Annotated in this window: 19 protein-coding genes; 12 read left to right on the top strand and 7 right to left on the bottom strand. The window is 58.2% G+C overall.

Translation table 11 applies throughout. The features are described from left to right. The 4 genes from AC2FLZ_RS05650 to AC2FLZ_RS05665 all read right to left on the bottom strand — a co-directional run. A partial coding sequence (locus tag AC2FLZ_RS05650; protein WP_496881932.1) for an ammonium transporter occupies positions 1 to 1124 on the bottom strand: 1124 nt, incomplete at its 3' end. A gap of 210 nt (positions 1125 to 1334) precedes the next feature. Beyond that, positions 1335 to 1802 carry a CinA family protein gene (locus AC2FLZ_RS05655; RefSeq protein ID WP_480517247.1) on the bottom strand — a complete coding sequence of 156 codons (468 nt, stop codon included), beginning with the start codon at positions 1800 to 1802 and terminating at the stop codon, positions 1335 to 1337. Continuing rightward, positions 1799 to 2296: a phosphatidylglycerophosphatase A family protein gene (locus AC2FLZ_RS05660; protein ID WP_480553687.1), complete on the bottom strand. Its 498-nt coding sequence runs from the start codon at positions 2294 to 2296 to the stop codon at positions 1799 to 1801. Before AC2FLZ_RS05660 ends, AC2FLZ_RS05655 begins: the two co-directional genes overlap by 4 nt. Then, positions 2293 to 3423 carry a bifunctional 2-C-methyl-D-erythritol 4-phosphate cytidylyltransferase/2-C-methyl-D-erythritol 2,4-cyclodiphosphate synthase gene (locus tag AC2FLZ_RS05665; RefSeq protein WP_480624460.1) on the bottom strand — a complete coding sequence of 377 codons (1131 nt, stop codon included), beginning with the start codon at positions 3421 to 3423 and terminating at the stop codon, positions 2293 to 2295. Before AC2FLZ_RS05665 ends, AC2FLZ_RS05660 begins: the two co-directional genes overlap by 4 nt. A 181-nt stretch (positions 3424 to 3604) precedes the next feature. Here AC2FLZ_RS05665 and dusB point away from each other — a divergent pair, with 181 nt between their 5' ends. The 7 genes from dusB (at position 3605) to AC2FLZ_RS05700 (ending at position 12695) form a co-directional block, all read left to right on the top strand. Continuing rightward, positions 3605 to 4588, top strand: coding sequence for a tRNA dihydrouridine synthase DusB (gene dusB / locus AC2FLZ_RS05670; RefSeq protein WP_496811950.1), 984 nt, complete (start codon positions 3605 to 3607; stop codon positions 4586 to 4588). Further along, positions 4585 to 5673 (top strand): two-component system sensor histidine kinase NtrB, encoded by a 1089-nt coding sequence (locus AC2FLZ_RS05675; RefSeq protein WP_480473074.1) that lies wholly within the window; start codon positions 4585 to 4587, stop codon positions 5671 to 5673. Before dusB ends, AC2FLZ_RS05675 begins: the two co-directional genes overlap by 4 nt. Further along, positions 5673 to 7040: a response regulator gene (locus AC2FLZ_RS05680; protein WP_480473072.1), complete on the top strand. Its 1368-nt coding sequence runs from the start codon at positions 5673 to 5675 to the stop codon at positions 7038 to 7040. The genes AC2FLZ_RS05675 and AC2FLZ_RS05680 overlap by 1 nt, the downstream gene beginning before the upstream one ends. A 123-nt stretch (positions 7041 to 7163) precedes the next feature. Beyond that, positions 7164 to 9428 (top strand): sensor histidine kinase NtrY-like, encoded by a 2265-nt coding sequence (locus AC2FLZ_RS05685; RefSeq protein ID WP_480476753.1) that lies wholly within the window; start codon positions 7164 to 7166, stop codon positions 9426 to 9428. Further along, positions 9425 to 10834 carry a nitrogen assimilation response regulator NtrX gene (gene ntrX / locus AC2FLZ_RS05690; protein WP_480473070.1) on the top strand — a complete coding sequence of 470 codons (1410 nt, stop codon included), beginning with the start codon at positions 9425 to 9427 and terminating at the stop codon, positions 10832 to 10834. The genes AC2FLZ_RS05685 and ntrX overlap by 4 nt, the downstream gene beginning before the upstream one ends. A gap of 54 nt (positions 10835 to 10888) precedes the next feature. Further along, entirely contained in the window at positions 10889 to 11470 is a 582-nt protein-coding gene (locus AC2FLZ_RS05695; RefSeq protein ID WP_480553683.1) for a helix-turn-helix transcriptional regulator, read from the top strand. A 43-nt stretch (positions 11471 to 11513) separates the two neighbouring features. Continuing rightward, positions 11514 to 12695, top strand: coding sequence for an MFS transporter (locus AC2FLZ_RS05700; protein WP_496715604.1), 1182 nt, complete (start codon positions 11514 to 11516; stop codon positions 12693 to 12695). Positions 12696 to 12721: 26 nt separating this feature from the next. Here the strand turns inward: AC2FLZ_RS05700 and AC2FLZ_RS05705 are convergent, their stop codons facing one another. After that, a complete protein-coding gene (locus AC2FLZ_RS05705) occupies positions 12722 to 13201 on the bottom strand; it encodes a hypothetical protein (protein WP_480473064.1) in 480 nt (159 codons plus the stop codon). 96 nt (positions 13202 to 13297) lie between these two features. On the opposite strand from AC2FLZ_RS05705, the gene trkA reads away from it, so the two are divergent. From trkA to AC2FLZ_RS05730, 5 genes are all read left to right on the top strand, one after another. Next, positions 13298 to 14674: a Trk system potassium transporter TrkA gene (gene trkA, locus AC2FLZ_RS05710; protein ID WP_480553681.1), complete on the top strand. Its 1377-nt coding sequence runs from the start codon at positions 13298 to 13300 to the stop codon at positions 14672 to 14674. Continuing rightward, a complete protein-coding gene (locus AC2FLZ_RS05715; protein ID WP_480553679.1) occupies positions 14674 to 16212 on the top strand; it encodes a TrkH family potassium uptake protein in 1539 nt (512 codons plus the stop codon). The genes trkA and AC2FLZ_RS05715 overlap by 1 nt, the downstream gene beginning before the upstream one ends. A 132-nt stretch (positions 16213 to 16344) precedes the next feature. Next, entirely contained in the window at positions 16345 to 16584 is a 240-nt protein-coding gene (gene hfq, locus AC2FLZ_RS05720) for an RNA chaperone Hfq (RefSeq protein ID WP_005982826.1), read from the top strand. Beyond that, entirely contained in the window at positions 16584 to 17855 is a 1272-nt protein-coding gene (gene hflX, locus AC2FLZ_RS05725) for a GTPase HflX (RefSeq protein ID WP_480473058.1), read from the top strand. The genes hfq and hflX overlap by 1 nt, the downstream gene beginning before the upstream one ends. 20 nt (positions 17856 to 17875) lie before the next feature. Continuing rightward, positions 17876 to 18184 carry a putative quinol monooxygenase gene (locus tag AC2FLZ_RS05730; RefSeq protein ID WP_480493062.1) on the top strand — a complete coding sequence of 103 codons (309 nt, stop codon included), beginning with the start codon at positions 17876 to 17878 and terminating at the stop codon, positions 18182 to 18184. 1 nt (position 18185) lies between these two features. Here AC2FLZ_RS05730 and AC2FLZ_RS05735 read toward each other — a convergent pair whose 3' ends face one another. Both AC2FLZ_RS05735 and AC2FLZ_RS05740 read right to left on the bottom strand, forming a co-directional pair. Then, positions 18186 to 18581 carry a nuclear transport factor 2 family protein gene (locus AC2FLZ_RS05735; RefSeq protein ID WP_480517229.1) on the bottom strand — a complete coding sequence of 132 codons (396 nt, stop codon included), beginning with the start codon at positions 18579 to 18581 and terminating at the stop codon, positions 18186 to 18188. Between the two features lie 108 nt (positions 18582 to 18689). Further along, entirely contained in the window at positions 18690 to 21152 is a 2463-nt protein-coding gene (locus AC2FLZ_RS05740) for a penicillin acylase family protein (RefSeq protein ID WP_496714366.1), read from the bottom strand. Positions 21153 to 21229: the final 77 nt, after the last annotated feature.

Raw genomic sequence — 21229 nt, forward strand, 5'->3', positions numbered from 1 at the left:
TCGGTCTCGGCGTTTACGCGAAGTGGTGTGATCTGTGCAACCAGTTTGACCAACACAAACGTGACAACTGCCGTGAAGGCACCCACGATAACCAGCCCACCCAACTGGGCAGTCCATGTGCCAAGGCCAAACAGGGCGATCATGATGGTGCCGAAGATGCCTCCGACGCCATGTACCGCGAACACGTCCAGCGTGTCGTCGATATTCAGCTTGTTGCGCACCAGACTGACGGCTTCCTGACACAGAATGCCCGCAACAGCACCGATGATGAGGGCCTGAACCGGACCCACAAAACCCGAAGCGGGCGTGATCGAGGCCAGACCTGCAATTGTTCCGGTAACAAGACCCACCATCGAGGCTTTGCCAAATCGGATGCGTTCCCAAAGCGCCCATGTCAACGAGGCAGTAGCGGCGGACAGGTGGGTAACGGTCATCGCCATCGCAGCACCTCCGTCCGCGGCCAGTTGCGAGCCGCCATTAAAGCCGAACCAGCCGACCCACAGCATCGCGGCGCCCACCATGACATAGCCGGGATTATGCGGCGGGGTCGTGCGGTTGCGGCGCGGGCCAAGGATGACGGCGATGATCAGGGCTGCCAGACCAGCGGTTTCGTGCACCACGATACCACCTGCGAAATCACGCACGCCAATGTCGCCCAAAATACCACCATCGGCCAGCATTCCACCGCCCCAGATCCAGTGAACCACCGGCGCATAGCACAGCAGCATCCATAGCGCCGAGAAGGTCAGTACAAAGCCAAAGCCTACCCGTTCGACATATGCGCCCACGATCAGGGCCGGGGTGATGATGGCAAAGGTCATCTGAAAGGCAAAGAACAGGATTTCCGGTAGAGTGCCAGCAAGGCTGTCCACATCAACACCGTTGAGGAAAGCCTTGCCCAAACCACCCCAAAGCCCACTTTCACCGGGCCCAAAGGCGATGGAGTACCCGGCCACCAGCCACAGAATGCTCATCAAACAGGCAATGGCAAAGCAATGCATAAAAACGCTGAGCACGTTTCGGGCACGTACGAGCCCGCCATAAAACAAGGCCAGCCCCGGCAATGTCATGAAAAGGACCAGTGCTGTAGCAACTATGATCCAGGCTGTATCGGCTCCATTCATGGGCCGCTCTCCTTTTCCCTGCATGGTTTCCCGGGCAGGTCATCTGACAACGCTCCGGGGTCGAGTGAGTGTATGTGCAGAGCCTTGAAGCGGAGGGCAGGTGAGGAAAAAAGAGGCAACACCCAAATTGGTCGCCTATTTTGTCGCCTTTTGTTCAAGTGATGACAGTTTTGGCGGCTATGGGCAGATAATGCCCAAAAATCGTGCGCGTTATGAAAGGCCAGTCAGAAGCAACGCCAGCGCATGATCCCGCGCGGCGCGGCGCACCGCATCCCGCCCTTGCGCGCCAAACTCAATCGTTTCGGTTTGGGTTTCCCGGCCTTCTCTTGCCAGTCCGAAACATACGCGCCCTTCGGGTTTGAACTCAGACCCGCCCGGCCCGGCAATGCCGGTAATCGCGACGGCAAGCTGAGCTTGTGAGTTGCGCAATGCGCCTTCGGCCATTTCGCGAGCGACCTGCTCGGACACTGCGCCGAAAGCCTGCAGGGTTTCTGCCAGCACACCCAGCATGTCCTGTTTGGCCCTGTTGGTATAGGTAACAAAACCCCGATCCACGACGGCCGAACTACCGGGTATATCCGTCAGGGCCGCAGCGACCATACCGCCGGTGCAGCTTTCCGCTGTCGCGATCACAACGCCCTGCGCCTTGGCGCGGTTCAGCAGGTCGGGCACGTTCATAGGCCCAGAACCCCGTGCGCGATGCCTGCCAGAACCATCACGCCAACGGCTGCGAAAATACCCGCAATCACGTCGTCCAGCATCACTCCAATAGGATCGCCGCGACGATCTGCCCAACCGACGGGGCCGGGTTTGGTGATGTCGAACAGGCGAAACAGGGCGAACCCGGCAACCCAGCCGGGCCAGAGGGCGGTAATGTCGATCCCATGCGCCCAGGACGGATATGAGATCGCCCAGAGTGCAATGAACTGGCCCGCAACCTCATCAATGACGATTTCCGACGGGTCGTGATCGTCCTGACCGTCGGTCATCACGCGCGTGGCCCACAGGCCGCCTGCGAACACCACGAGCGTTGCGATTGCCAGCAATGGGAATCCGCCCAGCGTGTGCAGGACCCAAGCCATCGGCAGCGCGGCCAGCGAACCCCAGGTGCCGGGGGCAGGGCGTATATATCCGACGCCGCCAACGGTGCCAATCAACTGCGCCGCGTTCATGATTTCACCAGACAGGCCGTCGCAAGCGATGCGATGCCTTCACTGCGACCGGTGAAGCCCAGACGCTCGGACGTGGTGGCCTTGACCGAGATCTGATCGACGCACAAGCCCATGATTTTGGACATTTCTTCTCGCATGGCAGCGGCGTGAGGGCCAATCTTCGGATATTCACAGACCAGCGTGCAATCCACGTTCGAGATGCGATATCCCATCTGTCCGGCCAATTCGACCGCGTGACGCAGAAAGATCTTGCTGGCGGCACCTTTCCATTGTGGATCCGAGGGCGGGAAGTGCTGCCCGATATCGCCTTGCGCCAATGCGCCATAAATCGCGTCGGTTACAGCATGCATCCCGACATCTGCATCCGAGTGCCCCTGCAACCCGCGATCATGGGGAACCTTTACACCGCAAAGGACAACATGATCCCCGTCGCCAAATCGGTGCACGTCATAGCCGTTGCCAAGTCTTACATCCATATCCATTCCCATGATACGTTCCGCCCGGGCAAAATCCTCGGGGCGGGTGATCTTCAGGTTGTCCGCATCGCCCGGTACGATGCAGACATCTACCCCCGCAGCGCGTGCAACCTCAACATCATCAGCAGCACCGCCCGGATGCGCCGCATGGGCGGCGGTGATGGTGTCATAGTGAAAGCCTTGCGGTGTTTGCGCCGCAAACAGGTTGCTGCGGTCTTGTGTGCCAGTCACGGCCCCGCCTTGTCCTATCCACAAGGCGTCAGTCACCGCCAGTCCGGGGGCGGCGGCCTGATGTGCATCCAATGCGTTCAAGACGTCCTGAATGGTGCGCAACGAAACGCAGGGTCTGGCAACGTCATGAATCAGGACGCGCTTCACGTCGAGGTGCGCCAGGGCCTTCAAACCGTTGCGCACAGAACCCGTGCGATCTGTGCCGCCCGAGGCGAGGATCAGATCGGTATCACGAAACTCCTCCCAGACCTGAGTGTCTTCGTCGGATAAGACCAGAACGATATGGGCGACCTGTCCGCGGAACCGATCGATTGTCCAGTCTGCCACGCGGCGTCCTGCAAGGCTGCGCCACTGTTTTGGGACATCGCCCCCTGCGCGTAGGCCGCGGCCTGCGGCGACTATGATGGCAGCTGTGGTCATGCCGCGCGCCCTCCATTTTGTTGCGTTTGTTTAGGCGGCGGTGATTGCAGAGGCAATCACCTATGGTCATGTGATTAAAAAATAGGCAGTTGATGGTTCTACAGGCTTGTTGCGCGTCGTTTTGTTGTTCATATGCGTAGAATTCGATATCAGAACTGCAGTTGCCCAAGGATTAAGCACGTTGACTTTGCGCTTCGCTGACAAACTCGTAACACCGCCGGTTTTGCTGGCCCCGATGGCCGGAATCACCGATCGCCCATTTCGGGATCTAGTTATGCGCTTCGGCGCCGGCATGGTCGTCAGTGAAATGGTCGCCAGTCAGGAAATGGTGCAGGCCAAACCCGGAGTGCGGGAGCGCGCCGAATTGTCTGCCGATGTGGAAAATACAGCTGTGCAACTGGCAGGGCGCGAGGCGCACTGGATGGCCGAGGCGGCGCGTCAGGTTGCTGATCGTGGGGCGCGGGTGATCGACATCAACATGGGGTGTCCCGCCAAGAAGGTTACAAATGGGTATTCCGGCTCGGCCCTGCTGAAAACACCAGACCATGCGCTGACGCTGATCGAGGCCGTAGTCAGTGCAGTTGACGTTCCGGTGACATTGAAAACCCGTCTGGGGTGGGATGACACCCTGCTGAATGCCCCTGAGGTCGCACGCCGTGCACAAGACGCAGGCGTTCAGATGGTTACGATCCACGGACGCACGCGATGCCAGTTCTACAAGGGGCGCGCTGACTGGAGCGCGATCCGGGCCGTGAAACAAGCCGTGTCGATTCCGGTCATTGCGAACGGAGATATCACGGATACTGCCGCCGCGCGAACGTCGCTGACTCAGTCTGGTGCAGATGGGGTCATGGTCGGGCGTGGCGCGCAGGGTAAACCGTGGCTTTTGGCGCAGATCAGTCACGACCTCTACGGGGAGGATGCGCCGGATATTCCGGTCGGGAATGTCCTGATCGACATGGTGCGCGCGCATTATCAGGCGATGCTGGGATTTTACGGTGCCGATCTGGGCCTGCGTGTCGCCCGCAAGCATCTGGGATGGTACATGGATCAGGCCGCAACCCCTGCGCCGCTGCGCCGGGCAGTTTTGACGTCGCGAAGCACGGATGAAGTCCTGCGTCTGCTTGGGGACGCACTTGCCGATACGGGCGAGGTGGCGGCATGAATTCCAACGCCAACATCTGGAACTCATTGCCGGTTCCGGCCTTCATAATCGATGAAGAAGATCGCATCGCAGATGTGAATTCGGCGGGCGAGGGGTTTTTGAATGCCTCGCGCCGGTCGGTAATCGGGCATCCGGTATGGGACCAGATCGCCGTTGACGCACCGCTGGAGGAAGCATTCCTGCGCGCCCGTTCTCAAGGCACGCCACTGTTCGTAAACGATGTGGATGCTGGTTCGGGGAACCGTGCGCCGTTGCAATGTGCGTTGCAGATCGCGCCTCTGGTTGGGCATCCGGGGTCGATGATCATGATTATATCACCTCGTGAACTGGCGGGCCGGATGACCTTGGGCAACACGGTCAAGTCAGCGGCGCAGTCGGCGATTGGCATGGCCGAGATGCTGGCGCACGAAATTAAGAACCCACTGGCCGGGATTACCGGTGCAGCGCAACTGCTGAGCATGAATATTTCGCCACAGGATCTTGAACTTACAGACCTTATTGTGGCCGAAAGCCGAAGGATCGTGAAGCTTCTGGAACAGGTCGAGCAATTCGGCAACTTGCAGAAACCGGACCTCAGGCCGGTCAATATCCACGATGTACTGGACCGTGCAAGGCGGTCCGCGCTGCTGGGATTTGGCGCGGATATGACAATCATCGAGGATTACGATCCGTCATTGCCGCTGGCCTATGGCGATCCGGACCAGTTTCTTCAGGTGGTTCTGAACCTGCTGAAAAACGCATCCGAGGCCGCAGGGCCTCAGGGCGGAACAATCCGTCTGCGCACGTATTTCGAACATTCCTTCCGGCTGCGCAGAAGTGATGGGTCGGGTCACTCGCTGCCGTTGCAGATCGAGATCATCGATGACGGTCCAGGGCTGCCCGAGGATATCCGCGGTGACATTTTTGACCCGTTTGTGTCGGGCAAGGAAAACGGCACCGGTCTCGGGCTGGCGCTGGTCAGCAAGATCGTTTCCGACCATGACGGCTGGATTTCCGCCGATTCCGTGCCTGGCCGCACCGTTTTCAAACTGTCGCTGCGCCGCGCGCCGCGAGATGCAACAGAACACAAGAAGGAGAGCACCTGATGGATGGCACCGTACTGGTTGCGGATGACGACCGCACAATCCGCACCGTTCTGACTCAGGCGCTGACGCGGGCCGGATGCAAGGTGCACGCAACGTCTTCGCTAACCACCCTGATGCGTTGGGTCGGCGAAGGTAAAGGCGACGTGGTGATCTCGGACGTTGTCATGCCTGATGGCAATGGTCTGGAGATGCTGCCGAAGATCGCAAAGGATCGCCCTGGATTGCCGGTTATCGTGATTTCCGCACAAAACACGATCATGACCGCGATTCAGGCGGCTGAGGCAGACGCATATGACTATCTGCCCAAACCGTTTGACCTGCCGGATTTGATGAAACGCACGGCGCGGGCACTGGATCAGAAGCAGCGCGCACAGCCAGAACCCAAACAGGCAGGCGGTGAGCGTCCGGATGAGCTGCCTCTGGTCGGCCGCACGCCAGTCATGCAGGCCTTGTATCGGTTGGTCGCACGCGTGATGAACACCGACCTGCCGGTAATGATCTCGGGTGAAAGCGGAACGGGTAAATCGCTGATTGCCCGGGCAATTCACGACTTTTCGGATCGGCGTACATTACCCTTTGTCACAGTCACCGCAGCCGACCTAAGCGATTTGGAGGGCCCGGCCCGCGTGATGGCGCGGGTGCGTGGAGGTACGCTGCTGATAGATGAAATCGCAGATATCGGCGATGAAATTCAAGCCCGCGTGGTGCGTATGATGGATACGCCCGGCGATCATGCTCCGCGTTTCATGGCTACCAGCCAGACAAACTTGACCGATGGGATGGAAAACGGCCGTATCCGTCAGGACCTGTATTATCGTTTGTGCGGGGCGACGATCCACGTGCCATCGTTGCGCGAAAGGGTCGACGATATTCCGCTGCTGGCCGAACATTTTCTGGCCCGGGAAGAGAAGGAAAACGGAAACAAGCGGTGGCTCAGCTCTGATGCGGTGGAACTGGTGCGGCGCTATTCATGGCCGGGGAATGTGCGACAACTGGAAAACGCTGTTCGCCGTTTGGGGCTGACCAGCCGGGCAGATGAGATTTCAAAGGCCGAGGTGGAAATGGTGTTGGGCAGCCAGCCCGAAGCCGCACCGGTTCTGAGCGGTGGCGAACGTGAAAAGCTTTCAACTTCGGTCGAGCGTCATCTGCGACGGTATTTCGATCTGCACGGCAACATTTTGCCGCCACCGGGCCTTTATCAGCGGATTTTGCGTGAGGTTGAGGCTCCGCTAATCGAAATCGCACTGGATGCAACTGGTGGGAATCAGGCAAAATGTGCTGATTTACTGGGGATTAACCGAAATACGCTGCGAAAAAAGATTACTGACCTCGATATTCAGGTGACACGGCGTCGCAAACTGATGTAATATCGCCACACAAACCGTGGCATCCTGGCACCTGTCAGGAAAAGATCACGATATATGGCGGTAAGCCGCACAAGCGGCACATCAGGATGAGGGCAGACGGTGGCAACCCGAGCACAGAGCGGGATGATCCTATCGATTGGTCGATGGCGTAAATCACGGAAACTGCGCAATTTCGGCACCTTTGGGCTGGTCCTCTTGGGGCCAGTTCTGGCGCTTGCCACATATCTTGTCATTGGTCCCTTTGATCTTGGTGCGACCGCGCCGACATTGCGGCTGATTCTGCTAGCCGATCTAGTCTATGTTCTGGTCGTTGCGGCTTTGGTGCTCAGTCAGTTGGGTAGCCTGATTGCGGCCAGGCGGGCCAAGTCGGCGGGCTCGCGCCTGCATTTGCGCCTCATCGGGGCGTTTACGCTGCTCGCGCTGGTTCCGACCGTTACGGTCGCCATTTTTGCCGGCCTTACCGTGAATATCGGTCTGGAAGGCTGGTTTTCGGATCGCGTACGGCAGGTTGTCGGGTCCTCCCTGACGGCGGCAGAGGCTTATGAGCAGGAACATCGCAGTGGTCTGACGCAGGACGCAACCGTTCTGGCGCGGTTCCTGAACAACGCACGTTCGGTGGAGTTTTACATTTCTGATGCCGAACTCCGCGAGGTTCTGGCGCAGGGGCAGGCCCGGATTCAGCGCGGGTTGCGCGAGGCCTATGTCATCGACGGCACGGGCGAAATCCGGTCGCGCGGGGATCGGTCCTATCTGTTCAACTATGAGGCGCCAACAGCCGAGCAAATGACGGAAGCGGCAGAAAAGGGGCTGCTGATCATTGCTGACTGGCCAAACAGTGAATTCCGCGCGCTGGTCCCGCTTACCGCCTATCTGGACCGTTACCTGTATGTCAGCCGCGAAGTGGACGGGCAGTTGTTGACGCTGCTGGATGACACCAAGGAAACGGCGCAGTTCTATCAGCAGCTGGAAAGTGAACGGGGCAGGGTGTTGTTCGAATTCGGCCTGCTCTATCTCGGCTTTGCGCTGATCCTGATCCTGGCTGCGATGTCACTGGGGATGTGGTTTGCCGAACGGCTGTCGCGCCCAGTCGGACGATTGACCACGGCAGCACAGCGGGTCGGTGCCGGAGACTTGAGCGTTCAGGTCATCGAAGAGGCCAGCGACGACGAGATCGCGATGTTGGGCCGATATTTCAACCAGATGACCCGACAACTAAAAGGACAGCGGGACACGCTGCTGGAAAACACCCAGCAAATCGAAAGAAGGCGTCGCCTGTTTGATTCCGTGCTCAGTTCGGTCACATCCGGTGTTGTCGGCGTGGACCCGGATGGATGCGTTACCTTCGTCAACCGTTCGGCCGAGCGCTTGCTGGACTGGTCACGAGGCGAAGAACACCTGGCTATCGGCATTGCAGTTCCCGAGTTTCTGCCCTTGTTTGAAAGCCTCAAGGACAGCGGGCAGGAGGCTGTTCAGGGTGAGGTTAAGGTCACACGCAAGGGGCGGCTGGAAAACCTGCTGGTTCGCATGGCCATCCGTCGCGGAGAGGATGGCGGGCTGGAAGGCTATGTGGTTGCCTTTGACGATGTAACCGATCTGGTCAGCGCACAGCGAATGGCGGCGTGGGGGGACGTGGCCCGCCGCATTGCACATGAAATCAAGAACCCATTGACGCCGATCCAGCTCAGCGCAGAGCGCATCAAGCGCAAGTTCGCCCGCAAACTGGATGAGGAAGACAGCGGCAGCCTTGAGTCGATGACCGGCGTCATCGTGCGGCAGACTAACGACCTGCGGCGTATCGTGGATGAGTTTTCCAAGTTCGCACGGATGCCCGAACCCGTTCGACGAGAGGAAGACTTGGTTGAACTGGTGCGCGAAGCCGTTCTTTTGCAGCAGGCGGGACAGCCGGACGTACAGATTGACGCCGATCTGCCGCAGCAGCCGATCATGGCGGATGTAGATGCGACCATGCTCAACCAGGCATTGACCAACCTGATTAAGAACGCTGGGGAAGCTATTGTTACCTTGCAAGAAAAGGGCGCCCCGAGCAACCTGGTGCCACAGATCAAGGTGGCGGTATTAAGCGACAGTGCGGGTACGGTCATTACCATTGCAGACAATGGAATCGGTCTGCCGGAGGACCGGGCGCGTTTGTTTGAACCTTATGTTACGACACGCGACGAAGGGACCGGGCTGGGCCTTCCGATCGTCAAGAAAATTATAGAAGAGCATGGCGGCGCGCTGACCCTTGAGGACGCGCCCGTATTTGACGGGCAGGACCATTTTGGCGCAATGGCTGTGATCCGTTTGCCTGGGGCAGGTATGTCCCCAACCGTTGCGCCGCAGAAGCAGGCAATTAGAACCAACAAACTGAAAGCAGGCCAAAGATGAGCGACATTCTGATCGTAGATGACGAGCGCGATATTCGCGAGCTGGTGTCCGACATTCTGGAGGACGAAGGCTATTCAACCCGGCTGGCAGCCAACTCGGACGAGTGCATGGCGTCGATCAATTCCGAACCGCCGGGGCTGTTGATCCTGGATATCTGGCTGAAGGACAGCCGTATGGACGGGATTGATATCCTCAAGTCGGTAAAACGCGATAACCCGGATGTGCCGGTGGTGATTATTTCGGGCCACGGCAACATCGAAATCGCTGTTGCTGCTATCAAACAGGGTGCTTACGACTTTATCGAGAAGCCCTTTAACATTGACCAGTTGATGGTGGTGATCCGCCGCGCGATGGAGACGTCTCGTCTACGGCGCGAGAACGCGTCGCTGAAGCGGAAAGAGGTCAACAACTCCGACATGATCGGCAAATCCGCGTCGTTCCGGGCGATGCAGGGGCAGTTGGACAAGGTTACCAAGTCAAACGGTCGCGTCATGCTGCGCGGGCCTGCGGGTTCTGGAAAGGAAATTGCCGCGCGCTATATCCATGCCCACTCCAACCGCGCAAACGCTCCCTTCGTGACCGTCAACTGTGCCGGGATTGAGCCTGAGCGTGTGGAAGAAGTTCTGTTTGGCCGGGAATCGGCCGAACGTGGTGTGGAATCCGGATTGCTGGAAGAAGCCCACGGCGGCGTGGTCTATTTTGATGAAGTGTCCGACATGCCTTTGGGTACACAGTCCAAAATCCTGCGTGTGCTGGTGGATCAGCAATTCCAGCGCGTGGGTGGCTCGGACAAAGTGCGCGTGGATCTTCGGGTGATCTCATCGACCAACAAAGATCTTGATGATGAAATCGCGGCCGAGCGGTTCCGGGAAGAGCTGTATCACCGTCTGAATGTGGTTCCGATCACCGTTCCATCACTCGAGGACCGGCGCGAGGATATTCCGGTTCTGGCCCAGCATTTCATCGAAATGTGCAACGAAACCCAAGGGTTGCCTATGCGGGAGCTGTCGGACGAGGCGGTCGCTTTGCTTCAGACAATGACGTGGCCGGGTAACGTGCGCCAGCTGAAAAACTTGATCGAACGTGTTTTGATTCTGGGTGACGGCACCGGCCCAATTGAGGCGCGCGAGCTGCCAAGCGAAGAAGACAAGGCCGAAGAGTCGGGCCGCGTTGTCTTGTCGGGGGCGCTGGCCACTTTGCCGCTGCGCGAGGCCCGCGAAGCGTTCGAGCGTGAGTATCTGCTGACCCAGATCAACCGCTTTGGCGGCAATATCAGCCGCACCGCCAGCTTTGTCGGGATGGAACGCAGTGCGCTGCATCGCAAGCTAAAGTCGCTGGGTGTTGTGACCTCAAACAAATCCGGTGCGCGGGTCGCGCAAATCGACGAGCCCGAACCAGCAGAATGAGTCTGGGGTCATAGTTCACGGGCAGATGGATGTGTGGAAGGGATGGCGAGAACGGTGAACTCTGATCGGTCTGGCCGGTTCGTCGAAGGCTACCCGGCTTTTGGCAGGCGGTTAAAGCGACTTCGACGGTCGATCGGATTGAAACAATCCGCGCTGGCAGAGGTTCTGGAGGTCGATCAGACCACGGTTTCCAGATGGGAAAACGGGATTCAGATTCCGACAACTGATCTGCAACACTCGGTGTTTGCTGCGCTGGCTCCTTTCAGGGCGGATGACAACGCGTTAAGACGGCTTGTCGTGAACTCGGCCGACTGCATCCATCTGGTTGAGGAGGCCAGCCATATGTGCCTGGCCTATTCCCGCCGGCGGGCGCGGGACTGGAAAACCACCCAACGGGCACTGCTTGGCGTGTCCCTCTGGCAATTTGCAACGGAAGAGATCCGGCAGGCTGAGGCCGAGCTACAGGACGAGGGGTGGTGGGATTTGCAAGCGCCCAACCCCAAGTCGTTTGTAACTTCCGAAGCGCGGCACGACCGTATCCGGATCAGCGCCGGACAGATCACCTGGGAACGGTTGTACCTGTCGGATGGAACGCCGGTTAGGCTGGTCAGTGGGGCACGGTCGGGACGCGCATAATTTATGCGTATTCCTGTGCGGTCGGGTGCAGTAGAACCGGGCTATGCCCCATCCATTACGCATCTTGTTACAGGTTTTGTTGCTTTGGCTTGCCGGGCTAGGTGCGGCGACCCAATTCGCCAAGATAGCGGTTCCTTTTGTTCAGGTCGCGGCCCTCTATCCTGCGCACGCGGATAAGATTGGCTGGCTTTTGTCAGTCATCAGCCTGATTGGCGCGATTCTTGGTGCATTGTCCGGCGCGATAGCGGGGCGGGTGGGGCCTGTCCGGTTGCTGATGTTTGGCTTGATCCTTGGCGGGGCGGTGTCCCTGTTTCAGGCCAGTATCCCCAGTTTAGGCCTGATGCTGGTCAGTCGCGTTGTCGAAGGGGTCTCTCATCTGGCCATCGTTGTCGCCGCGCCGACTCTGATTGCGCAAATCACGATTGGAAAATGGCGCAACGCGGCAATGGTTTTGTGGAGCAGTTTCTTTGGTGTCGCCTTTGCCCTGAACGCATGGCTTGGGCTTCCATTGATCGCTCAGGTCGGGCTGCCGGTTTATTTTGCTACCCATGGCGTTCTGATGTTTCTGATCGCCGTCCTGATCGTATCTTTCCGTCCCAACAGTGCATCGGCTTTGGTGAACAATCCTTTTTGGAGCGTTCGAACACTGATTGACATACACGTACAGACCTATCGCTCTGCATTTGTGTCGGCTCCGGCGCTCGGATGGTTCTTTTACACGCTGACCTTTGTCTCGCTGCTGGCCATTCTTCCGGGAAGATTGCCGGAAGATGTCAGTGCGATGATCGCAGGTTTGATGCCGTTGGCCGGGATCGTGATTTCCTGGCTTACCGTCCCAGTGTTGCTGAACGTTTGTTCTGGCGTATTCGTTGTTACCCTTGGTTTCGGGCTGTCTATCCTGACGATAGGCGCCCTGTTTCTTGGTGCCCCGTTGCCCGTTGTCTGCGTTGCGCTTTTTGCGGTGCTGGGGCTTGTTCAGGGCGGCAGCTTTGCAGCGGTACCGCAGTTGAACTCGACACCCGAAAACCAGGCGCTTAGCTATGGTGCGATGGCGCAGATGGGGAATGCGGGTAACCTTTTGGGCACACCTGTTTTGCTTGCAATTCTGTGGCGGACCAGTGAAGCAGGCATGTTGATTGCCGTGGTCGGGTTCTATGCTGTTGCCATGGCGCTGCATCTGTGGCTAGCCGCGCGGCGCAAACGCGCTTCGACCGAGCTGGATTGATCAAACATGCGGAACAGTGGTTTTTCTTATCCGGATTGCCCCGGTGTGATGATCTGAAACGACCCGTCATCGAATTTCACAAAGCATGAGGCACTGTTGAGGGGCGGCAATGTCGTTGTTCGCGCCAGTGGCACCCGTGATTTCACGTTTTGCTTGCAGGGCGGTAAGCTGACCGGACGAAATCCCTTCTCGGCCATGCATTGCGCCTCGACCGTGTTTCGCAGTCCCTGGTTGACATCGACGGTATAAACCCTGCCGGGTTGCCACCAGCCTGGGGATTGATAGCAACGACCCATGCCATCACAATACGTACGCCCAGGCCAATAAGTCGGCGGGCTTTGACGGATCTGATTGGCAACCGGCACCTCTTTTACCGCCCTAAGCTGGCACTGGGTGGTCTCTTTTTGCAGACGTGACACGGTTTCACCCTCACGATAGTAAAGCGAGAGTGGCCCACACGAGGACAGCACCATCAGGGGCACGAGCATAGGAAACAGCGTTTTCATATGCTTATCTTGCCGCAGCTGATCAGCGATGACAATTCAATTGACCGCTTTGGGGGCATCTGTCATTCAATCCTTTCAGGCAGAAGGGCCAGAAACATGAAGGTCATTATTTGCGGCGCGGGTCAGGTCGGCTGGCAGATTGCGCGGCACCTTTCGGGCGAATTGAACGATGTCACCGTTGTCGACAACAATCCCGATCTGGTACGGCGGGCGACCGAAACACTGGATGTGCAGGGGATCGCCGGGTTTGCAAGTTACCCCGATGTGCTTGAAAGGGCAGGCGCGCGCGATGCGGACATGATCATCGCTGCGACCCATTCGGACGAGGTGAACATGGTCACTTGCCAAATGGCGCATTCGGTCTTTTCGATCCAGCGCAAGATCGCGCGACTGCGGTCGAAATCCTATCTTGAAGCGATCCATTCGGACCTTTACCGGCGCGATCATCTGCCGATTGATGTGGTGATCAGCCCCGAACGCGAAGTGGCCGCAGCCGCGATGCGCCGCCTGTCGGCCCCGTCCGCCTTTGACACCGAGATTTTCATGGACGGCAAGGCGCAGCTTTTGGGAATTCGCGTTGATGAGGAGTGCCCGATCGTGAACACGCCCTTGCGGCAACTGACCGATTTGTTCTCGACGCTCAGTTCGATCGTAGTGGGGGTGCGTCGCGATGGAACGCTGTTTGCACCAGAATCCGAGGATCAGCTGTTTGTCGGCGACGAATGCTACGTCTTTACCAATGTAAAAGACGTGGATCGCACCATGGAGGTGTTTGGCAAGACCCAAAAGCGTCAGGATCGCGTGGTGATCGTGGGCGGCGGCAATGTCGGGCTTGAAGTGGCGCGAACTCTGGAAGAACAAAAAAGCCGCGTGCGCGCCAAAATCGTCGAGCGGGATCGCCGGTGCGCCGAGATCGCCGCCGAGGCGCTGGAACGAACGATTGTGCTGCACGGTGATGGTCTTGATGCCAGTTTGTTGAGCGAGGCCGGTATCGACAGGGCGGATGCAATGCTGGCGGTTACGGATGATGACCGCACGAACATGCTGGCCGCTGTGCGGGCCAAGGCCGAGGGTTGCACGTTGGCGATTGCTTTGATCAATGATCCCAGCATGGTGGCGTTGATGGGACCTTTGGGGATCGACGCGTATATCAATCCGCGGGCAACCACCGTCAGTTCTATCCTGCGCCACATCCGTCATGGCCGGGTGCGACAGGTCTACTCGATCGGAGATGCTGAGGCCGAAGTGATCGAGGCCGAGGTTCTGTCAACCTCTCCCATGGCGGGGCAAAAGCTGCGCGATATCGATTTTCCCGAAGGCGTACTGGTGGGGGCTGTGCGTAAGGGAGATGAGGTGATGCGACCGACGGGCAGCCTCAGGATCGATGAAAAGGATGTCGTCGCGATTTTTGCCATGGCCAAGGACGTGCCTGAGGTCGAACGCCTGATGCAGGTTTCAATCGATTTCTTCTGATGGCGCATGCGGGGATACAACAGATCGGGCTATTGCGGCGGTTGCCGCTGTTTCTTCTGATCTGGGCTATTGCGTCACTGGCAATGTGGGTTCCGGCAGTTTACGCGCTGGCGCTGGATGATCACGACACATCCCGATCGTTTCTGTATTCCGGTATCATAGGGTTGTTTCTGGTCGCCAGTATCGCATTGGCCTCGTCCAATCGCGTGCCACGGCGTGGGACTTTGGGACAATTGGCGGTGATGCTCGCATGTTTCACCATTCTTCCCGTCTTTCTTGCAATTCCATTTCACGACGCGCTGGGAACGACCACATTCCTGAACGCTTACTTTGACATGGTTAGTGCCCTTACGACCACAGGGGCGGATCTGTTTCCGGATCCAGACCGCCTGACGGCCCCGCTGCACCTGTGGCGTGCCTTGGTTGGATGGATGGGCGGTTTGCTGATGTGGATTGCCGCCGCGGCAATCCTTGCGCCTTTGTCGCTAGGTGGGTTCGAGGTCACGGCACGCGGTCAGCCGGGTCGCCCGGTATCGGGTGTTGCGCAAAGCGAACGCGTTGATCCACGAGGCCGGCTGCTCCGTGTGGCAAAGGGACTGACCCCGGTCTATGCCGGGCTGACGGCAGTGATCTGGATCCTTCTTCTGATCGCTGGCGAAAATGGTCTGACGGCCGTTTGCCACGCAATGTCGGTCATGGCGACGTCGGGAATTTCTCCGGTGGGTGGTATGGAAGGCGCGCAAGCGGGATTCACGGGCGAGGCGATCCTGTTTCTGTTCCTGTTCTTCGCCCTTTCGCGCCTGACATTTTCGACCGACACGGCAACATCCGGTTATTCCCGACTGGATACGGACCCGGAGTTTCGCATTGGCCTGATGATTGTGCTGGCCGTTGCTGCGTTACTGTTCTTTCGCGTTATTGCAGGCGTTACGGAAATCGGCGGGCAAATCGAACCTTTGCAGGCATTGCAGGTCATCTGGGGTATGCTGTTCACTGTTCTGGCCTTTCTGACAACCGCCGGGTTTGAAAGCGCAAACTGGGATGATGCGCAGCAATTGTCTGGTCTGGGAACGCCCGGATTGTTGCTGATGGGGCTGGCGCTGATCGGTGGCGGGGTCGCCACTACGGCTGGCGGTGTCAAACTGCTGCGCGTTTTTGCCCTGTACCTGAATGGTGCGCGCGAGATCGACCGGTTGATCTATCCCTCGTCAGTCAGCGGGGTTGGAGGCGGTAACCGACGCATTCAAAGGGACGGCGCGTTTATCGCCTGGATTTTTCTAATGCTCTTTGCGCTGACATTGGCAGTGTTCAACCTTTTGCTGGCCGCTATGGGGGCCGGGTTCGAACAGGCCATGGTGCTCAGCGTCGCAACGCTCAGCACGACGGGTCCGCTGATTGAACTGGCCACTGATGTTCCGATCCGGTTGATAGACCTGTCCGCAGGGGCCAAGCTGACGCTGTGCGCGGCGATGGTCATTGGCCGGCTCGAGACACTTGCGATCATCGCCCTGATCACTCCTTCGCTGTGGCGGGATTGAAGCGGTTGGGTCCGGCCGTTTTTTCTGCTTAATTTTTCGTCTGGAATATCTTTACGCGGCGCTCCATACTGAACCGGAGGGAGCGTGTTGGTCCGCAACGCGTGGCAAGAACAATGGCGAGATTATATAAATATGGCTTCGGACAGACAGAATCTTCAGGATGCCTTCCTGAACAATGTACGGAAAGCTAAGGTTCCGGTTACAATTTTTCTGATCAATGGCGTGAAATTGCAGGGTGTGATCACCTGGTTCGACAATTTCTGTGTATTGTTGCGCCGCGACGGACAGTCGCAGCTGGTGTACAAGCACGCGATTTCAACCATCATGCCATCACAGCCGATCAACCTGTATGAGGGCGAAGACGCCTCTTGATGGAACATGACCGGACGCGCACCCGGGCCTGGGTGCTGCATCCCGAAATCAAATCAGATGAACAGCGCCGCGTTCCCGAACCGGCGCTGGCCGAGGCGGTTGCGCTGGCCGCCGCTTTGCCCGATCTGGACGTGATCGGGTCTGAAATCGTTCGCCTGCAACGCGCCCAGCCCGGCTATTTGTTTGGCAGTGGCAAGATCGAGGAACTGGGCGAGCGGCTTCGTGAAAACGAGGTTGAACTGGTTCTGATCGATGGGCCGGTGACCCCGGTTCAGCAGCGCAATCTGGAAAAGGCATGGAAGGTCAAGATCCTCGACCGGACCGGGCTAATCCTTGAGATTTTCAGCGACCGTGCGCGTACCCGCGAAGGGGTGTTGCAGGTCGAAATGGCTGCGCTCAGCTATCAGCGGACGCGGCTGGTGCGGGCCTGGACCCACCTTGAACGTCAGCGTGGCGGCTTGGGATTTGTCGGCGGACCTGGCGAGACCCAGATCGAAGCCGACCGTCGCGCCATTGACGAACAACTTGTGCGTCTGCGTCGCCAGTTGCAGAAAGTAGTCAAGACCCGCACGTTGCACCGTGCTGCGCGGGCCAAGGTGCCATATCCGATCGTTGCATTGGTTGGATATACCAATGCCGGGAAATCTACTCTGTTCAATCGGCTGACCGGGGCCGAAGTGTTGGCCAAGGACATGCTGTTTGCCACGCTGGATCCAACTATGCGCCGCGTGCAACTGCCCGATGGCCCGGAAGTGATCCTGTCGGATACGGTGGGTTTTATCTCGAACCTGCCGACCGAGCTTGTGGCGTCTTTTCGGGCCACGCTTGAAGAAGTATTGGGCGCTGATCTGATTGTTCACGTACGTGATATCAGCCATGAGGAAACCGAAGCGCAGGCGCAGGATGTCGAAGCAATCCTGACCTCGCTTGGTGTCGACGAAGAACGCCCCCGGCTTGAGGTTTGGAACAAGACTGACTTACTGAGTGCCGAAGAAAAAGACGCTGCATTGGCAAGGGCGGATCGCGATCCGGCCATATTTGCCATCTCGGCAGTTACCGGCGAAGGCGTGACCCCTTTGCTTTCCGAGATTGCAGCAATCCTGCAAGGGGCCCGGCACGAGGATGTTTTGAACCTTAGCTTCGCTGAAGGTAACAAGCGGGCGTGGTTGTTCCGGCAGGATGTTGTACAATCCGAAGAGCAGACCGAAAAAGGGTTCCGTATTACTGTCCTTTGGACGGATAAACAGGCTGCTCAATTCGAAACACTATAGAAACGGCGAAGTGGCGGAACTTGTCTGACACATTGGATCAAAGAGTATTTCTGACCGGATTTATTGATGTCCCAGCGGATCGCCTTGAAGATGTGCGCGCCGCTCTGCCCACGCATATCGCCCTCACAAAGGCGGAAGAGGGTTGCCTGTCGTTCGATGTTGTCGAGGATCAGATCACACCCGGACGGTTCACTGTATCAGAGGTTTTTGTGAATCAGCGGGCATTTGATGCGCATCAGCGGCGGACGAAGGCATCCGAGTGGTTTCTGATTACGCAGGGAATACCGCGGAATTATGCGATAGAAACCGCGGGCAAAAAGACAACCTAAGTCATGTGCCGTAAAGTTGCCGCTGTATATCATCGGTGTCGAACCAGCCGACTGACGATTGTACAAGATGGTCAGGTGCAAGTTCCCATTCATCCCATCCGCGCGCGATAACATAGTTGCCGGTCTGGGCATGATGCCCTTCACGTGTCCAGACAAACAGGGCGTGAGAGCCAGCCCATCGCATCATGTCGCACCGCACTTCCAGATCCGGAAAATCGGCATAGACTTCTCGGGCCATTTCGGCAATCGCGGCACGCCCTTCGACAGGCTCACCCCGGTTGGTTGTGATCCGACCGTCCTGCGTGAAAAAACTGGCAACGGCATCGGCGTCACCTGAACTCCAGGCGATCGCGTAATCTCGGGCAAAGTTGTTCAGAGTATCCCGAATGCTGGCCATAGTTTCCCCCTGGTCCGAAACAGTTCGCCCGGTGATGGTAGGCGAAACTGCCGCGTGGCGTCCACGGTCCGGACAAAAAGGGGCGGGGACTCGCCGAAACCCCGTTGCTTAGCGTGGGATCAGATTGGTCACTCCGACAGCAGCGGCGCGGGCAAGGTCAAGGTCCAGCGACATGGGAATATATTCGCCACGCCGCCACAGCTGCGCCTGATCGTCGTAATAACGCGACAGGAAATGGCCCGATTGGCCGGTAGCCGTGATAAAGACCGAGCTGTTGGGATCGGCAAAGTCATACACACCGCGATACCCGGCTCCGTGCACGTTCTGAAACGGGTCGAGCCCTTCGCCCGACGTGCGCCCGCGCAGCAAGGTGTTGTCGCCGCCACTGGTCGATTGTCGAATGTTCACAAAATACCGAAGTATTGGCACGTTTCCCAGAACGGGGTGATCGTGGGTTGCCTGATGCGCATCACCCCAGCGTAGGGATTCAAGTGTGCTACCATAGCGTTCGGTGATCCAGATCAGCGCATCATCCAATGCAAGTCGAGCCATTTCGGTACAGGTTTCAATCGGCGCGCTTTGTCGTACATCGCACCAGACACCGGCGCCATCAATGTCACGATAGACCCGCTCGATGAACAAAGGCTCGACATGTTTGAATTCGCTGGCCAGCGGCCCCAGCTCGTCCGAGATCAGGCGGATCTGAAGGGCCCGCACCCAGGCTGCGTAGATCAGCGGTTCGGGCAGATGCTCGTTCATCTCGCCATTCCAGTCCGCCAGCAGCGACAGCGCAATCTGGCGCTGGCGCTCGGGCGTCCCTTCGGGGGCCGAGGCACCGGTATACCAAAGGTCAGCACCGATCAGTGGCAGTAGAGAGCGCGCGGTGAAACTGACGGTATCCAGTTGCGCTTCGATGAAACTGTCGCGGGTATGCACCTCACGCGATTGCATCAGGCGTTCCCAGCGATGCACGCGCTGAGTGTCTCCCCATTCGTAGGACACATGATCCGGGAACGGGCGGTTGATGATCTTGTTATTCGTGTTGCCTAGAACGCCGCCAGCAGGGGCCACAAATTCCGGGTTTTTGGTGTAGGGTAGGCGACCTTGCCAGCGGTTTGCTTCAATCCAGCCGGGTGTCGGAATGCGTCCGCGGCTCTGGTTTTGCAGATCACGCCGGGGCATGGCGCCAATCAGTTTCATCCCTATCGTCGTTTTGTCGACCAGTGACAGGTTCTGCGAAGGCGCAATGAATTGCCGCGCCACGGTTATGGCGTCCTGCACGTTGTCCGCGTTCATCAGGGCCATGGACGCCGACATCGAAGTGTCTTGCGGGCTGAGCGCAGTCCAGGACAAAGACGCAACATGGCCTGGCGGTGTGATAGTTTCCAGCTTGTAATCCGTACCGGGCAAAACCGGCCCGTTTTCAGTCCAGCGCAACGTCAGTGTAACCGGAGCTTCCCCTTTGATTTCAATTATCGAAGGACGGGTCTTGAATTCCTGATAACCGTCCGGGGTCAGGTATTCTTCGGGGTTGTCCGGGTTCAGCTGCTCAATGTGAATGTCCTGATCGTCAAGATAAGATGACGTCACCCCCCAACCCAACCGGTCACTACGGCCGGTCATGATTGTGGGAATACCAGGGATCGAGGCCCCAATGACGCTTCCCTTTGCCAGACCAAGATGTGCCAGATACCACACACCGGGGGCTGTGAAGCCCAGATGTGGGTCGTTGGCCAGCAACGTCCCACCGCTTGCCGAGCGCGAAGGCGCAGCAGTCCACGCGTTTGATGCGCCCGCCAACCCGCGTTTGGGAAGGGGTGACAGAGGTGTTTCGGGAAAACTCGTACCAGCGGCATAGCGTGGAAGGTTGGGAAACAGCGAAGCATATTCAGGCAGCGCGGCGATGCCGGGGCCGGGAACATCGGGCAGAATATCTGCCAGTCTGTCCGGATTGCTCAGCATCAAAGACGTCCGCGCCCGCAGAACCTCGTCGGTCAGGTGACCGGACAATTGCAGCGCCATGAGCTTGATCACGGCAATACTGTCGCCCGGTTGCCAAGGCGAGACGGGGGCATTGAACAGGAACATCTCTGGCGCGCCGCGCCCCAATGCCTCGTCGTTGATCTCGGCTAGGCGTGCGTTGACCCCGGCAGCATAAGCACGAAGGGCAGCCTTGGTATAATCGTCCTGTACCTCGACCGAGCGATGGGCAAGGCCGTACAGATCCAGCCGGCGCAACAGCTTGTCAACGCGCAGGGTGCGCGGGCCAAAGATCTCGGACAAGCGGCCCTGCGCGGTGCGGCGCATGACTGTCATCTGCCACAACCGATCCTGCGCGTGGGCATATCCAAGACCGAAAAACACATCCGGGTCATTTTGGGCCAGAATGTGCGGCACATTGGCGGTGTCGCGCACGATCTCAACCGGAGCGGTCAACCCGTTGACTTCAAGCGTCTGGTCATAATCCGGCAGGGATTGACTGGCCAGAAAATAGACGAGGCCCATTGCGGCGAGGATCAGCATGATCAGACCCGACACGATGCGCACCAGCCAGCGGAAAACAAGACCCATTACTGCCCCAAATTCTAGTACATGAAGGTTGCGCGGAGATTAGTGGATGGCGGGTCCAACCGAAAGAGGAACGCGGC

The sequence above is a fragment of the Ruegeria sp. YKSF131 genome (genome assembly GCF_059612645.1).

Excerpts from the sequence above, each read along its gene's own strand:
- AC2FLZ_RS05655 (WP_480517247.1), bottom strand. The coding sequence starts at position 1,802 with ATGAACGTGCCCGACCTGCTGAACCGCGCCAAGGCGCAGGGCGTTGTG.
- AC2FLZ_RS05660 (WP_480553687.1), bottom strand. The coding sequence starts at position 2,296 with ATGAACGCGGCGCAGTTGATTGGCACCGTTGGCGGCGTCGGATATATA.
- AC2FLZ_RS05665 (WP_480624460.1), bottom strand. The coding sequence starts at position 3,423 with ATGACCACAGCTGCCATCATAGTCGCCGCAGGCCGCGGCCTACGCGCA.
- AC2FLZ_RS05675 (WP_480473074.1), top strand. The coding sequence starts at position 4,585 with ATGAATTCCAACGCCAACATCTGGAACTCATTGCCGGTTCCGGCCTTC.
- AC2FLZ_RS05680 (WP_480473072.1), top strand. The coding sequence starts at position 5,673 with ATGGATGGCACCGTACTGGTTGCGGATGACGACCGCACAATCCGCACC.
- AC2FLZ_RS05685 (WP_480476753.1), top strand. The coding sequence starts at position 7,164 with ATGATCCTATCGATTGGTCGATGGCGTAAATCACGGAAACTGCGCAAT.
- ntrX (WP_480473070.1), top strand. The coding sequence starts at position 9,425 with ATGAGCGACATTCTGATCGTAGATGACGAGCGCGATATTCGCGAGCTG.
- AC2FLZ_RS05700 (WP_496715604.1), top strand. The coding sequence starts at position 11,514 with ATGCCCCATCCATTACGCATCTTGTTACAGGTTTTGTTGCTTTGGCTT.
- AC2FLZ_RS05705 (WP_480473064.1), bottom strand. The coding sequence starts at position 13,201 with ATGAAAACGCTGTTTCCTATGCTCGTGCCCCTGATGGTGCTGTCCTCG.
- trkA (WP_480553681.1), top strand. The coding sequence starts at position 13,298 with ATGAAGGTCATTATTTGCGGCGCGGGTCAGGTCGGCTGGCAGATTGCG.
- AC2FLZ_RS05715 (WP_480553679.1), top strand. The coding sequence starts at position 14,674 with ATGGCGCATGCGGGGATACAACAGATCGGGCTATTGCGGCGGTTGCCG.
- hfq (WP_005982826.1), top strand. The coding sequence starts at position 16,345 with ATGGCTTCGGACAGACAGAATCTTCAGGATGCCTTCCTGAACAATGTA.
- hflX (WP_480473058.1), top strand. The coding sequence starts at position 16,584 with ATGGAACATGACCGGACGCGCACCCGGGCCTGGGTGCTGCATCCCGAA.
- AC2FLZ_RS05735 (WP_480517229.1), bottom strand. The coding sequence starts at position 18,581 with ATGGCCAGCATTCGGGATACTCTGAACAACTTTGCCCGAGATTACGCG.
- AC2FLZ_RS05740 (WP_496714366.1), bottom strand. The coding sequence starts at position 21,152 with ATGGGTCTTGTTTTCCGCTGGCTGGTGCGCATCGTGTCGGGTCTGATC.